Annotated in this window: 11 protein-coding genes; 6 read left to right on the top strand and 5 right to left on the bottom strand. The window is 44.3% G+C overall.

From position 1 onward, the window contains the following. Nucleotides 1-24 precede the first annotated feature (24 nt). On the top strand, nt 25-738 hold the full coding sequence (locus ABWT76_RS21280) for a DUF1176 domain-containing protein (RefSeq protein WP_054466808.1): 714 nt from the start codon (nt 25-27) through the stop codon (nt 736-738). A gap of 200 nt (nt 739-938) precedes the next feature. On the opposite strand, the gene ABWT76_RS21275 is transcribed toward ABWT76_RS21280, so the two are convergent. The 5 genes from ABWT76_RS21275 to ABWT76_RS21255 all read right to left on the bottom strand — a co-directional run bounded on the left by ABWT76_RS21275 (nt 939) and on the right by ABWT76_RS21255 (nt 9054). Then, entirely contained in the window at nt 939-2579 is a 1641-nt protein-coding gene (locus tag ABWT76_RS21275) for an ABC exporter membrane fusion protein (protein ID WP_190877447.1), read from the bottom strand. 25 nt (nt 2580-2604) lie between these two features. Further along, entirely contained in the window at nt 2605-3651 is a 1047-nt protein-coding gene (locus ABWT76_RS21270) for a 3-deoxy-7-phosphoheptulonate synthase (protein ID WP_190877449.1), read from the bottom strand. 671 nt (nt 3652-4322) lie between these two features. Continuing rightward, the gene (locus tag ABWT76_RS21265; protein WP_354634915.1) at nt 4323-7016 is read right to left on the bottom strand and encodes a DNA methyltransferase; all 2694 of its coding nucleotides are present in this window, start codon (nt 7014-7016) and stop codon (nt 4323-4325) included. A gap of 431 nt (nt 7017-7447) precedes the next feature. Then, nucleotides 7448-7747, bottom strand: a complete 300-nt coding sequence (locus ABWT76_RS21260) for a hypothetical protein (protein ID WP_231636802.1) — start codon at nt 7745-7747, stop codon at nt 7448-7450. Beyond that, the gene (locus ABWT76_RS21255; RefSeq protein WP_190877453.1) at nt 7747-9054 is read right to left on the bottom strand and encodes an AAA family ATPase; all 1308 of its coding nucleotides are present in this window, start codon (nt 9052-9054) and stop codon (nt 7747-7749) included. Before ABWT76_RS21255 ends, ABWT76_RS21260 begins: the two co-directional genes overlap by 1 nt. A 365-nt stretch (nt 9055-9419) precedes the next feature. On the opposite strand from ABWT76_RS21255, the gene ABWT76_RS21250 reads away from it, so the two are divergent. From ABWT76_RS21250 to ABWT76_RS21230, 5 genes are all read left to right on the top strand, one after another. Next, a complete protein-coding gene (locus ABWT76_RS21250) occupies nt 9420-9650 on the top strand; it encodes a hypothetical protein (RefSeq protein WP_197285306.1) in 231 nt (76 codons plus the stop codon). 78 nt (nt 9651-9728) lie between these two features. Then, nucleotides 9729-10466: a Fic family protein gene (locus ABWT76_RS21245; protein WP_197285307.1), complete on the top strand. Its 738-nt coding sequence runs from the start codon at nt 9729-9731 to the stop codon at nt 10464-10466. Nucleotides 10467-10635: 169 nt separating this feature from the next. Next, a complete protein-coding gene (gene bchD / locus ABWT76_RS21240) occupies nt 10636-12702 on the top strand; it encodes a magnesium chelatase ATPase subunit D (protein WP_054466813.1) in 2067 nt (688 codons plus the stop codon). 396 nt (nt 12703-13098) lie between these two features. Beyond that, a complete protein-coding gene (locus ABWT76_RS21235) occupies nt 13099-13827 on the top strand; it encodes a hypothetical protein (protein ID WP_054466814.1) in 729 nt (242 codons plus the stop codon). A gap of 190 nt (nt 13828-14017) precedes the next feature. After that, complete coding sequence (locus tag ABWT76_RS21230) at nt 14018-14503, top strand: hypothetical protein (protein WP_156331795.1); 486 nt, start codon at nt 14018-14020, stop codon at nt 14501-14503. Nucleotides 14504-14946: the final 443 nt, after the last annotated feature.

Raw genomic sequence — 14946 nt, 5'->3', positions numbered from 1 at the left:
ACCCTAGAAGGAGAATTTTGATCTATGAAAAACCGCGCAACTTTTTGGCTTGTTTTTCCCTTAATGCTTGGCTTATTTGCCTGTTCAAATTCCGGGGAAAGCGATCGCACGGATGCATCAACTTCGCCCCCTCCAGCCGCAGAAAATCCGGTCAGTAACCCATTACCCGTTCCCACAACTCCCCCGGCAGATATGGCCAATCAGCGATCGGCAACTTCCGGAGCAACTTCCGGGGAATCCGCAGCAGTGTCCCCGGAAATTCGCCAGCAAATTTTAACGGAACTTTATAGTCAGCAAAAGGCATTAAATCTCTGCGATGGTTTCTTGGATCAAAACTATTCCCAAACCGAATCACAAGTCTTTGCTTTAGACGCAGAAACTTATTTAGTGCATTTACAATGTAGTTTAGCCGCTTATCAAGCTAGTTTTGAATTTTTGACCTATCAGAAAAAAGCATCGGGGGGTGAATTTAAGCCAATGACTCTGACTGTATTTAACGAAAACCCATCGGGAAAACCGACTCAAGAGAATGTGAGAACTGTAGGGGGAATGCCGACCTATAATCCAGAAACGCGATCGCTGACTATTTTTACCAAATTTAGAGGAGTGGGTGACTGTGGATCTTTGGCCAACTATCAACTAAAAGACGGTGAATTTCAACTGGTAAAATATCAAGCGAAATTTGCCTGTGATGGCAATGCGATCGACCCAGAAAAATATCCGCAAATTTTTCCGTAAATTTTTCCGTAAAGGCAGATAGTCACGGGATATTTTCGGAAATCAAGGGCGGCGTTGCATTCCGGCATATGAATTATTGCGAGAAACCCGGAATTTATTGCGGTCATGCAACGCCCCTACAAAATTCGGATAGAAAACGGGGCAAAAATTATCGCCCAAACCCGGTTTCTGGCTCTGGCGTAGCAATTTAAATATCCCATTTAAATATCAATTTTCACTTCAACCTGTGAATTGGTTAACCCAGAAACCTTTTCGCTATCTTCTGGATCTAAGCGAATTTTTACCTCGACCACGCGCACATCCACATCAGCGGTGGGGTCTGTATCTAAAATATCTCGTTTGCCAATTTTCCAGCCAATTTCAGCTACAGTTCCCTCCAATTCAGAGGCGATCGCACCACTGGTAATTGTCCCCCGTTGACCCAGACGTACTTGGGAAATATCTGTCTCATAAATTTCCGCCACCACATACATTTGATCGGTTTCCCCAATCTCAACAATCCCATCATTACTAATTAACTCACCGGGACGAGTAAAAATATCCAAAACCCGGCCATTAATCGGGGATTTAATATAGGTTTGATCCAGGTCTACTTGCGCTTGGGAAACAGCGGCGATCGCTCGATCCACTTCCGCTTGCGCCACGGTGACATCCACGGGGCGAACTTCCATTAAACTATTCAAAATCGAACTAGCCTGATTAACTTGCTCATTGCCGGTTTCTAAAATTCGTTTAAAGTTGGTTTGGGCTTGAGCGATTTCGGCGTTAGACGTGGTTTTAATTCGTTCTAAATTTGCTTTAGCTTCTTCGATTTGTTTATTACCCGTTTGCATAATCCGGGTTAAGGTAACTTGTGCTTCATTAATTTTTTCCCGACCTGTGGTGAGCATTTCCTGGAGTACGGCATCAGCTTCTTTTAGTCTTTCCTCACCCGTTTGGACTGCTAGTCGTTTCGTATCAAATAATGACTGACTAATAGCCCCTTCTCGATACAGTTGTTCGTGACGCCAATATTCGGTTTGAGCATTTTCTAATTCAGCATTTAAGCGGTCTAGGGTCGCTTGTTGGGCCTGAACATTTCCCTCTAGTTCCGCTTCTAAACGTTGAATTGTCGCTTCTTGGGCGGCGATATCGCCTTTGAGTTGGGCTTCTAAGCGAGCGATCGCCGCTTCCTGGGTCAGATCATCTCCTCGTCGTTGGGCTTGGAGACGAGCGATCGCCGCTTGTTGCGCTTCCAACTCCCTGGGAATTTGAGCTTTCAGTCGGGCAATTTCTGCTTGTTGGGCATCAATGTCACCAGTTCTTGTCCCCGCTTTTACTTTGTCTAAATTTGCTTGGGCAATTTTTACTTGCTGTTTGGCTACTTCCAAAGCTTGTAAAAGGCGATCGCGACTATCCAAAATAGCGATTACTTGCCCTTCTCGGACGCGATCGCCCACTTCCACAAATAATTCTTGTAACTTATCGGAAGGTTGACCCATTCCTTGACCCCCTCGCGCTGACAATTTGATCGTTTCTCCCTTGGGTTCAATTCGCCCCAAACCAGAAACGGATTTGTCAGAGATTAAAGGAGGTAAAGTTTCTGGGGTGGAAAAGAACTTTTCTCCCAGAGTTGATCGGGAATTGATCAGAATATAAAGAGAAAAAGCGCCAGTGGCGATCGCACCCAAGACCACCAATACAATCAGCCAGGTGGGGATTAAACTTCTGCGCTTTGTTCCGTTAAACAAAACTCCTAAAGTTTTACCAGCATCGGATTGGCTGGATGACCAAGCAGTTGAACTCGGCTGTTCCTGAGTTTCTGGTGTTTCTGGCCGATTGCTATTAAATCCCTCACCCATAAAATCTTAAATATGATTGAATTTATTACTTTAGTTTGTCATAGGCGGCCATAATCAGTTTTTCCGTTTCCTCCCAGCCAATACATTTATCCGTCACCGACACCCCATATTTTAAATCCTTCAAATCCTTGGGAATACTTTGATTGCCTTCAAACAAATTTGATTCTAACATCATGCCCACAATTGAATCATGGCCATCTAAAATTTGCTCGATCGCATTCTCAAACACGGCTGTTTGTTTCCGGTGGTCTTTATTAGAATTGCCGTGGCTACAATCAATCACAATTCTTTGCGGTAAATCCGCCGCTTTTAAGCGTTCTTCCGCAAACTTGACCCAAGCCGCATCATAATTAGGCTTGCCACCGCCGCCCCGTAAAATAATATGACAGTAAGGATTACCCTTAGTTTTAAACAAGCTAACTTGTCCTTGTTGATTAATCCCTAAAAAACTGTGGGGTTCTTTAGCAGATTGCATCGCATTAATCGCCACTTCAATGCTGCCATCGGTGCTATTTTTTAAGCCTACCGGCATAGAAAGTCCGCTAGTCATTTCCCGGTGAGTTTGTGATTCAATGGTGCGAGCGCCAATGGCCGCCCAAGAAATCAGTTCACCAATATATTGTGGCACAATCGGATCCAGGGCTTCCGTGCCAGCGGGTAATCCTAACTCAGCAATTTTTAGCAACAATGTCCGCGCCAGAATCAAGCCTTTATCAATATGGAAAGAATCGTCCATATCTGGGTCATTAATTAATCCTTTCCAGCCCACGGTTGTCCGAGGTTTTTCAAAGTAAACCCGCATAATTAGCAGCATTTTATCCCGGACGCGATCGGCTAATACTTTGAGTTTTTGCGCGTAGGTTTCTGCCGCATCAATATCGTGAATAGAACAAGGGCCAACTACAATAAATTTGCGGTAATCTTGGCCGGAAATAATTTTTTTCAGTTCCGAACGATAGGCTAAGACTGTTTTTTCCGCCGCCAGAGTTAACGGTAACTTTTCTTTAATTTGTTGGGGAGTGAGTAAAACTCGTGAACTTTCAATATGTGTGTTGAATATTTCTTTAAGCATAACATAAGGCGTTTTTGTACTTCGGTCAACTTATCATTATATCGTCTATGGGCTAGTATGGGCTAATATGAGCTAAATTTTGGCCGGATAGCCGATCGCTTTCTGGTTCCGGTTCGCTTCTCCGCGATCGCCCACCACTGAAGACCGAGAGTTGAACATACTTTCAATTGCCTGTGGATCTACCCCCCGGTGGGAGATCGCTTATCCTGCCAAAATTTTAGCCACCTTTTCGTTAAGGTTTCTTGACAATTTCCCAGAGGACGAGGGGCTGATGCCTAGGGAATCGCTATTGAATCAATATTGCATCAAGTGACCACAAAATAAATCCGCCTCTGTCCGCCTCTGACTGAATTTTTCTGATTAAATTTTTCCGACTTTTTCTTTTCTTTTCAATTGATTTTTTCAATGATATCTCGGTTATTTTTATATCCTACGGACTCGATATGAAAATGTTATATTAACTTTACCATTATGTAGTTATTATTTTGCATCAAACCATCCCAATTTTTAAATACTAATTTAAAAAAATTGCTACAATTACGAATTTAATTTACTCGCAATTTTTGCGAACAAAAAGCATGGCAAAAAAATTAAAGTTAAGATATAAAATAATGATTTTTACCACAAAAAAACTCACGACAAAATTAGCTTTTTTAGGGGATTTTGTGGGATCAAAACGGAGCCATTAGGCCAACCACCGCTTCACCTTGCTTTTCTTTTTCAGCTAGTTCTTGATTCAGGTTTAATAATTTCTCTAAAATATTATCCTCGGCAGTAAAGCGGTATGCTTCCATGACTAAGTTATCCAGGTTTTGGTGCAGTTTATAAAGTTGACTGGCGGGTTCATTAAAATAGGTGTTGTAAAGTTTGGTAATCCCCCATTGTTTTTGCTCCATAATTTGACGGCGATATTCATGGAGGCTGACGGCAGCAGCGCGGATTTTTTCTACCAGTTTAAGTTTAGGGGATGGTGTTTGCGGAAAGGGAAAGGTTTCAAAGCAAGTATTATGGGTGTAGCGAGTTGTTTCTCCTAAAGTAGAACTTTGCGCTTTTACCCAAAGTCTGTGAACTTGAGATGTGAGAATCCCTAGTATATAAAAGTCATCGGAGGCACAAACAATATTTAAATCACCCGGTAGCCAGTCGATCGGGGCAGGAATAAATATTGCCCATTTGGAAACTCTGGGAACGGTGAAATAATGAGAAAGAGGGGCGATCGCTTTTCTCATTGAGGGTCGTTCTTCTCCATATTTCCACCAGTTTAATTGAGTAACTTTTCGCCGATTTTTATCTCGTTCTGGCTTAACATAAGTTTTTACCCATGCAAAGGGTAAAGTATAATCACTAGCATCCTCAAGACTCATCTCATTAAAATCTATAATCCAACGATCTGGTAATCCGTGAGGATATTGGGCTAAATTTGCCCCCATTGAAAATAACTTTAAAACTTCCTGATTTTTCGGGTCAGCCTCAATCCATTTTTCTACCTGTTCTGCGGTGATAATAAAATCTTTGCCTACCGGAATCACTCCCTGAAAACACTTATTCTGATTTGCCAATAGTCTCACTGCCTTAGAAACATCTGTTAAAGAAGTTAATGCAGAATTAATCTGTTTCACGGGTTTATTATCTAAATAATAAGCCGTCGGTTCCTGATAAATCCAATTGACAATACTCACATGAACTTTTGCTTCCCCAGACCAAGGCTGAGTGGAGATGGCTTCGTGAATATATCCGCCATTTTGGGTAATATAATCTAAACTGGCGATTCTACTTTTCCCTTGGCTAATGGAATTTGTGCCGACTAAACCAGCCCGACCTTTTTGTTGAATGTGATCGTGGGCTTTTCTAAACCAATAAGTACAAAAATCTACGGAATCTTTTACTTCTGGATATTGCTGAAAAATGCGATCGACGTAATCATCGCCGAGGTTTAATCGGATATGCTTGCCTCCCAAAAATGGCGGATTGCCAATAATCGCATCGGCTTCTGGCCATTCGGTGAATAATGCATCTTTACAGACAATATTTTGATCTAATATATCCAACGGTAACGCCGGGTCTTTTAACCCTAAGCGGTCGATCGCTACTTTGCGGGCAATCATTAATGTTACTCGCGCTAATTCCACCGCAAAAGGATTACTATCAATTCCATAAAATTGTAACGGTGTGACAAATCCGATCTGCATTTGTTCCCGAGGCGATCGCCGCCGTTCGGCTATTTTATCCAGCAGTTTTTGTTCAATTTGCTTTAACTCTTGATAGGCGATATAAAGAAAATTACCGGAACCACAAGCGGGATCTAAAACTCGATAATTTTGTAATTCTAGGGTTAGCGAATTTAGTTCAGCAATGGTATTTGCCGCCTCAATTCGTTCTTCCCAATACCGAGAAATGGTCGGGCGAACGATTTTCATAATATCCGCTTCTGAGGTGTAGTGTATGCCATAACTATGCCGTTCCTTAGATGCGATCGCTGCCTCAAAAATATTGCCAAAAATTGCGGGGCGAATCTGACTCCAGTCTAGTAATGCCGAAGTTTCCAGAATTTTCAACTCTTCTTTATTCAGTTCCAACGGATCGACCGTAGCAAACAATCCCCCATTAAAATATTCCACCACTTTAAATCGTCCGGATTGGGTCTGACCGTGACGATTCATTTCTTGAAACAAACCCCGCCCAATTACATCATAAGAACTTTCCCCATTTAAACAATCTTGGACACAGCGAATAAATAAACTATCGGGCAAAAGTCCCCGGTCTTCGGCAAACATTGCCAGAACACATTGCAACACAAACCGTTGCGCCACCAAATCATCAATCTTGCGTTTTTTTAGGGATAGCAAAAGTTCACCCATGCGCCGCGCTGCTTTCTCAGTGACTTCCACTTGATTATTCTGGAAAATAGGGTTTTGCTGCCGCTTTTCCATAAACCCAAACGCACTAACTTGATCGGGCAAATGTTTCAGTAAAATTGTAGCGATCGGGGTATCAATTTGGGTATCAAAATCGTAAATCCAAAACTGGTCAAAATTGCATAGCAACACATAGCGGGGACGGTTGGGGACAGCCCGTTGCCAATAGTCAAAAGCTTGAGAATAATGCTTACTGAGATCCGTTCCGCGCTTTTTCATTTCAATTAATACGCGAGGTTTCCACACCAGATCCGCAAATCCGGTTTTTCCTTTTTTACTGCCTTTTTGAATCCTTTCTTCAAAAGTTGCCCCAGCTTCTAATACTCCTTCGTGACCAAATGCCCGAAAAAAGCGATCTAAAAATGTCTGGGTCTCTCCTTTTTCATCCCCTTTAATATGTTGCTGACAAAACTGGACAAAAATTTGCAGGCTTTCTGAGGTGGAGGACATAGATCGAAACCTTGGTTGAAACTTTCTCAGAAACCCGGTTTCTTGGAGAAACCCGGTTTCTTGAGCACAGACTTAATTTTCTCATATTTTTGGCTTGTTAACGACAGAAACCGGGTTATTCGGCGAAACCGGGTTTTTAGTAATTTCTTCGCCAAATAAACCCGGTTTCTGATTGCTTCTCAGCCTTCATTAGGACTATATGAAACGCGATCGCTCTTTTTCTCATCCCCAATGCATCTTAGCAACCTCGCTCTTATTACTGCCTTACTCTTAAACCTTTTATGGATGGGAATCATACCCCTGAAGGTGAATATCTAAATACCAGATAAACACCCGCCGATTGGGAAACAAGCGCCTCGATTTTTCCCATTCCTGAATAATTGATAAATCTGCCATACCCTTCCCTTGGGTTGCTGAATTTGGGAAATCAGTCAACCTTTTACTTCATCCAATGTGGGAACCTGCATCACCGTCCAAGGGGTTTCCCCAGCGATCGCCATTTTAACTTGCTTGACAAAAGATTCAGCACATTGTCGGCGAGAACGACCATCACTGATATGAGCAATATGATTTCCGGTTTCATAAACAACAGCCATTGGTAACAGCAAATGGGTTCCTTTTTCCAAAAAATCCCTAAGTTGTTCCATGACTACTCCTCGCTCATCATTCAATTTAGGAATATTCAGAACATTACAGAAAACCGAAGTATCGACAATCGAAACATCCGCCATTACTGAGCCCCCACCATCGAATTAAGCGAAGTCAACCAGTCTAGGGCCTGTTGTTTTTTGATCTCCGATCCTGGATGCTGTTTGACAAAACGTTCTAACAGTCCACGAGTCATTAAATGACCCACTGAACCCTGAGCAATTAGTTCCGGGTAATCGGGAATATCTTGCAAACGAATTAACTGACTTGACCCATCATCAGGGCTGCGATAACAAAATTCAGTCTCAGGAATTGCCTCATCAGGAAGCGCATCTAATAAAGCAGGATTATGACTACTAATCAGAATACGGAGGTTACGTTTTCGAGCAATTTCAGCCATCCGAGACAGTAAAGCACTCGCACGACTGGGGTGGACACCATTATCGATTTCTTCAATAACTACTAAACTTTCTTGGGGTGCAGAAAGTAATACCGCTGCAATGGATAAAACTCGAAGAGTTCCATCAGACAATCGTGCGGCATCATAAGGAGTCGCTAACCCGCCAAAAGTTTCAGTGAGTTGTAACATCACCTCACCACGAGGTGTTTCTAGGAAACTAATATCCTCAATATTCTGTTCTGGGAGACTACAAACAAAGTCTAAAACCGCCTGCTTAGAGGTCTTGGATTGGCATAAATTATAAATAACTCCCGATAAGTTTTGCCCTTTCTCTCGCAAAATAAAATCAGTTTTGTAACCATACTCTCTCATCAAGCTGGGTTCTGGCTCTAAGAACACAATTCCACTTAACCACCGCACATATTTATCGCAAACTTTGGGGATAATTTCTCGACTTTTGGTATTTTCTGGTCTAAATCTAATTTCACTTAAAATTTGGGTAAAAACTGCCATGTGACTACTACAAACCCGGCTCGTTTTTTTGCCGCCTCTAGCAAAATTATTATAACTCACAAAAATATCACTTCCTGCCCCTTGCGGTTCACTGGTGATTTCATACAACGGAACTTTAGAAGTTGAACTGGTAATCCGTTCTTGTGTGACCTGCAAATGGTTGGATGAACTGAGTACGAGTTGAATCTCAAAACGTTCCCAATCTGGATGATTTGTCAAGCAAGCTAGTTGAAAATTCTGCTTTCCTCGGTATCCCAAATGTTCGACATTACCTCGAAAGAAATTATCTCCTTTTTTTTGCGGATTTCTGAGCAATACAAGTCTTTCCCCAGTGGCGATTCGAGATAAAATACTCAAGGCTTCAATGACATTACTTTTACCGGAGGCATTGGCTCCAATTAATACGGTGAGTCGCCCTAAGTGCAATGTCGCCGATTTATAACTTTTGAAATCTTTTAACTCTATTTCTGTAATCATCGTATTTGACTCCGTTGGCAATCTAAAATATTGACTAATTGACTAAAGGTGGCAGGTCAATAATAGCTAATTTTTGCCAATTATATGATAAATTTTCGATATGTTTCCACAGCATAAAATGTCCAGTCACATTCCAGTCACATACTGACAATATTGTAACAAAATATAGGACTTTTGCTAGGCGCGATCGCTCTTTTTCTCATCCCCAAGGCACCCCAGCACCGAAAGCCACCCCCCTCGCGAGATTAAGAAACCCGGTTTCTTCAAGAAACCGGGTTTCTGGTGAGGACGGGTCTGGTATGCTGAATGTTGATATTAATCTAAATAGCGATCGTCACTTAAATTGGTGACAAGGTAGAGTAAAAATGAACTCATTTGACGCAAATTTTATTGAGCGGCAGCCAATCACACAAACGTTGCTGCAAACCATTCGTTTACTTGGTGAATATAAAGGTAAGCAAGAGTTATTCAAACAACAATCCCCGCAATCCTTAGCAACTCTCCGTCAATTGGCAATCGTCCAGAGTACCGAATCATCAAACCGAATTGAGGGGATTACTGCGTCATTAGAACGAATTAGAAAACTGGTGGCATAAAAGACTATTCCCCGCGATCGCTCCGAACAATAAATTGCCGGATATCGGGATGTATTAAATACAATTCATAACAGTTCAATGCACATTCCGTTCACTCCGAATATTGTGCTACAACTGCACCGGGATCTGTATCAATTTTCTGTAGGACAAGGGGGACGCTGGAAAACCCTTGATAATGAAATTACTGAAACTCGGCCTGACGGCACCCAATTTATTCGGTTTAAACCCGTAAGTGCGTCGGCTACTCCCGATGCTATGGCTCATTTGCATCAGCGGTTTAATTATCTCTGGGAATCGGGTCAAGTCGAACCTTTGTTACTAATTCCTAGCTATGTTTTGGATTTTTTATGCATTCATCCTTTTTTAGATGGAAATGGGCGGATGGCGAGGTTAATAACGCTGCTATTACTTTATCAAGCAGGTTATGAAGTGGGTCGGTTTATCAGTTTGGAAAAAATTGTAGAAAACACCAAAGAAAGTTACTACGATACTCTCTACCAGTCCTCACAAAATTGGCACCAAAAACAGCATAGTTTATTACCTTGGTACTCATATTTTCTCGGAGTAGTCTTGTTGTCGGCTTATCGGGAGTTTGAACAGCGTGTCGGATTGGTGGCTTCATCCAAAGGCGCAAAAACGGCAATGGTGTTAGAAGTGATTAACCATCTGTCTGGAGACTTCTCGATTCGCGATATCCAGGACAAATGTCCTACCGTGGGCATTGACCTGATTCGGCGAATTCTTCGCCTGGAAAAGGATGCAGATCGATTGGTATCTCTGGGGCGTGGGCCTAATGCTCGTTGGCAAAAGAAATAGGTACTATGCCGATTATATAGGTACTGAACCCCCCATAGTACCTATATAAGAATTACTAATATATTGTTAGCGCCCGGTTTGGCAGCGATCGCCTTTGGAACAAAGAAACCCGGTTTCTGGTGATAACTGGTCTGGTATGCTGAATGTTGATTCAACATAACTACTAACCATGTCTGCGATATTGCCCCGCAACGCTACCGCGAACGCACCTAGCACTACAATCACCACGTTTCCCCTGGCAGCCGTTGTCGGTCAGGAAGCCATCAAACTAGCGCTATTATTGGCAGCGGTGGATCCGGGTTTGGGAGGGGTGGCGATCGCTGGGCGGCGGGGAACCGCCAAATCCGTGATGGCCCGTGCTCTCCATGCCCTCCTGCCCCCCATAGAAGTGGTCAAAGGTTCTATTAGCAACTGCGACCCCGAACGCCCCCAAGAGTGGGACGATCGCCTCTTAATGGAATTGGGACTAAATGGCCAAAATGGTCAGACTATCGGCGAAGTCCCCACCGCAGTCATTCCCAGCCCTTTCGTACAAATTCCCCTAGGCACCACCGAAGACCGGCTAATTGGTTCCGTAGACGTAGAACAGTCCGTAAAACTCGGTGACAGCGTATTTCAGCCCGGTTTACTTGCCCAAGCCCACCGAGGCGTCCTTTATGTAGATGAAATTAACCTGCTGGATGACAACATCAGCAACTTACTCCTAACGGTACTCACCGAAGGTCGCAACCAAATTGAACGGGAGGGGATTAGTTTCCAGCATCCCTGCCGACCGATTTTTATTGCCACCTACAACCCGGAGGAAGGGCCGTTAAGAGAACATTTGCTCGATCGCATTGCCATTAGCCTCTCTGCGGACGGGGTTTTGGGCATCGATCAACGAGTCCAAGCCGTAGACCAAGCCTTGTCTTACAGTTCCTCCCCCCAAGACTTTCTCGAACAATATGCGGAAGATATCGAAAGTCTGAAAACCCAGATTATTTTGGCGCGGGAATGGCTGAAAGATGTAGAAATTACCAAAGACCAGATTAGCTACCTGGTACAAGAAGCCCTACGGGGCGGGGTTCAAGGCCATCGCGCCGAACTTTTTGCCGTCCGAGTGGCCAAAGCTTCCGCCGCCCTGGAAGGTCGCACCACGGTGAACGCCGATGATTTACGCAATGCGGTGCAACTGGTAATTGTGCCTCGCGCCACAGTGATTCAGACGCCGCCCGAAGAACAACAGCCGCCACCGCCACCCCCACCGCCGCCACCGCCCCCAGAGGACAACTCCGACCAAGACCAGGAAGAACCGGAAGACGAACCCCCGGAACAACAAGAGGAAGAAGAAGCCACCATCCCAGAGGAGTTTATTTTCGACCCGGAAGGGGTGATTATGGATCCGGAAATCCTCTATTTTGCCCAACGCGCCCAACGGCAAGGGAAGTCTGGCAGCCGGACGGTAATTTTTTCCGACGATCGCGGACGGTATGTGAAGCCCATGTTACCCAAAGGCAAGGTAATGCGGGTGGCGGTCGATGCGACTTTACGGGCGGCGGCGCCTTATCAGAAAGCCCGCCGAGAACGGCAACCCAACCGCAAGGTAATTGTGGAACGGGGAGATTTGCGATCGAAGCGTTTAGCCCGAAAAGCCGGTGCCCTGGTGGTGTTTGTGGTTGATGCGTCGGGTTCAATGGCCCTTAACCGGATGCAGTCCGCCAAAGGTGCGGTGATGCGGTTACTCACCGAAGCCTATCAAAACCGCGACCAAGTGTGCGTGATTCCCTTCCGAGGGGAACAAGCGGAGGTCTTATTGCCCCCCACTCGTTCCATTACTACGGCGCGGCGACGGTTAGAACGCTTGCCCTGTGGCGGCGGTTCCCCCCTAGCCCACGGGCTGACTACAGCGGTACGGGTGGGACTCAATGCCATGCAGTCCGGGGATATTGGTCAGGTGGTAGTTGTGGCTATCACCGACGGTCGGGGGAATATTCCCTTATCCCGTTCCCTGGGTGAACCGGATATTGATGGGGAAAAGCCCAATATTAAGGAAGAATTGCTGGAAGTTTGCGGCAAAATTAGAATGTTAGGCATCCAGCTTTTAGTAATTGATACGGAGAATAAGTTTGTTTCCACCGGATTTGCCAAAGAAATGGCGAAAAATGCGGGCGGTACTTATTATCATTTACCCAAAGCGACGGATCAGGCGATCGCGGCTATGGCCCAAAGTGCGATCGCGGATATCAAATCTCGGTAATTAATTCGGGAAACTCACCACAAAGACACGAAGAACACAAAGTTATCTCTTCTTTGTGGTCTTTGTGTCTTTGTGGTTTTAATATGCCCTGAAAATAACCATGAAAATTTAATTAGGCCATTCTCACGGCGGATTCCCGCCTTTACCCCCGCGAAGGCCGCCATCGGCGGGAATGACAGTTTTTTTTGTAATTCATAACTATGAAAATTGCTATAACAATGAGCCTAGTTTTTTGACACAATGACCCAAAAGAGCAAAATAAACCTAGTTAGCCATTAATTGAATGGTTATCTTTATATCCTTTGTGTTCTTTGTGTCTTTGTGGTTTTTTTAATCCGCCTTTGATTAGGATTAAAAGTATCCTAAACTAAACAGAAAAACGGTCAATTTATTCTAATGAGTCAGATGACGAAACAGCAGTTGAAAACTCAAACAAGCGCGCTCGCTAAGACTAAAGCCAAAAGCGAGCGCCCATCCAGTCTGGTGCTCCTTTTCCCCATAGCTTTGTGTCTAGGCTTAATCGTCTATGCATGGCGCTGGTTAATTGTATTTGGGGTTTTATCCGCCCTGGGAGGACTGTGGAAATATTATGAACAAAAACAGCAGGAACGCCAAGAGTGGTTAAATGTAATTTTCTATCAAACCTTACAAAAACATCAGGGTAAAATTACTACCTTAGATTTGGCGATCGCGGCGAATATTACGGGAGTGGAAGCCCAAGAATTTTTGCAACAAAGGGCGAAAGAATTTGGGGCAGAATTTGATATCACCGACGCTGGGGGAATTCTCTATTGTTTTACTTCGATTACTATGTCCCAGTCTCAGTCCCAAGCGGAAAACAATCATTCTGGGAATAATGAATCGTGGGGATTTCGTGAAAGCGGATCGTTCCGCGAACCCCTTCAAAACACCCCCAAACAACTCCCTGCCCAAAGTTCCGCCTCCAGACTTTCACCCGTGAACCAATCCCAACTCGCGGAAAGGTTAGGAGTGCATAGTACCACCATCAGCAAAAACAAAACCAAACCAGATTTTATCTCCTGGACTCGGAAAAAGGATCCCGCTGGAGTTGCCTGGACTTACTCCCCAGAAACCAAAGAGTTTTTTCCTCTAATGAGCAAATAAACTATCAATCAAGCCGGTGGGCAAATGCCCACCGGAAAAGTATTTTCTAACGGTTAATTGGCCTCAACGCATCGCCTATATATTTCGATGTATTATCCTAAGTATTATCCTAATTGACTGGCAAAAAAAATCTGTGCTACATTCAGTCAGGGCAATTAATTGTTTCATTTCAGGAGATTTGATCATAAAAATGTTTTCAGCAATACAAAAGTTATTTCCTCATCAAATCATTGGCACAGTTTTATTTGTGGCGGTACTGTTGGTGCTAAAAACTGAGGCTCCCGCGAATGCTGCTGCCGATCGCAATGGAATTGAAGCAACTGGTCAAGTGGAAAATATCCAGGCTGAGGAAAATACTCAAGCCTATATTCCAACTCCAGGTAAACATCGGATTTCATTACCCATTCTCAGGGAAACCGATCCGATCATGGCGCAAGATGACGCTGATGATGACGCGGGTGATGACGCTGACGCGGGTGATGACGCTGACGCGGGTGATGATGATGACGCTGATGATGACGCTGACGCTGGTGATGACGCTGATGATGACGCTGACGCTGGTGATGACGCTGATGATGACGCTGACGCGGGTGATGACGCGGGTGATGACGCTGACGCGGGTGATGACGCGGGTGATGACGCTGACGCTGGTGATGATGATGAAACTGCGGAGTAGTAGTTAGCTAAATCATCCTTTATACGATATATAGCGTTTTGACTGGAAATGTAAAATGCTTGGGGTGAGAACCTCATCCAACCCTCCCGGCTCCAGCAGGGAGGGTTGGCTTTTTCTTGCGTATTTTTTTCAGGGTATGTATTACTAGGGCGTGTGCTGTAATACCAAATCCGGTTGTCAAAACCCGTTTATAAGGTCATCTGTCCCGAACCGCTGATGGCTGCCCCCCGCCTTCCCCCCCTAAGCGCACTTCCCGCAGACTTCGCGCCTTCGCGGGGGGAGGCTGCATGGGGGCAGGCTTCGCGGGGGTTTACTTCCTGCGGGAATCCACAAGCGTTTTAGGTGATGATCATAGTCAGTCTATCTATGACAACCGTATTTGGTATAAATAGTGAGTTTTATTTAAGTTTTATTTAATTTTGCAACAATCATCCATCCTTTAT

Source organism: Planktothricoides raciborskii GIHE-MW2, from assembly GCF_040564635.1.
In the GTDB taxonomy this organism is placed as follows: Bacteria; Cyanobacteriota; Cyanobacteriia; order Cyanobacteriales; family Laspinemataceae; genus Planktothricoides; species Planktothricoides raciborskii.
Note: the sequence above shows the minus strand (reverse complement) of the source record. Positions and strands in the feature narration are given on the sequence as shown.